At 52.3% G+C, this 550-nt stretch carries 1 protein-coding gene; it reads right to left on the bottom strand.

The genetic code is table 11. From position 1 onward, the window contains the following. Positions 1–414: 414 nt before the first annotated feature. A partial coding sequence (locus AB4Z23_RS28035; RefSeq protein WP_441361248.1) for a baeRF12 domain-containing protein occupies positions 415–550 on the bottom strand: 136 nt, incomplete at its 5' end.

The following is a 550-nucleotide window of genomic DNA, read 5'->3' as shown; positions in this document are numbered from 1 at the left end:
GCCGTGAAGGTAACGCCGAGAATCACGCTTAGAGCCAGCTTGAGTTTCATGACACGCCTCCAAATAAACAATTATGACGAGCAACGGATATTTCGTCCGGTTTGTTCCCTCGCTCAGACGCGTTTGCGCAGTTGTGGTCTCGTCGCCCTCACGGTCGGAGTGCATGCCACTTTCTTTTCCCCTTTGGGCCAATTCGGGAGTGACGTCAGCTTTGCGCCTCCGTACCGGCTATTCAGATCAGTCCCGCCATCTCCTAAAATARGACGTAAGCAAAAAGTCGCGGCGTCGTTCCTGTCAGGAACAAACTAGCGAAATTTGGCAACACTACATTGTTGCCGATTCGCTACATTCCCAACGAGCGCCAAGCAAAAACCCCGCCGGGGATGGCGGCCGATCACGCCGTTTATGCAGGATTTAAGCGATAGTGAGTGCTTTCTCGATATCCTGCACAGAATGGCCAGTCAGATCTTTATCCAGTTCTCCAATAAGAACGTCCGACAACGACTTATGGTAGCCCTTGCGCATCTCACCCAGTGTCTCACCCAGTGTG

Origin of the sequence: Agrobacterium sp. MCAB5 (assembly GCF_052114365.1) — a bacterium.
Taxonomy (GTDB): Bacteria; Pseudomonadota; Alphaproteobacteria; order Rhizobiales; family Rhizobiaceae; genus Agrobacterium; species Agrobacterium tumefaciens.
The sequence above is the reverse complement of the archived record's forward strand: the minus strand, read 5'-3'. Positions and strand labels throughout refer to the sequence as shown.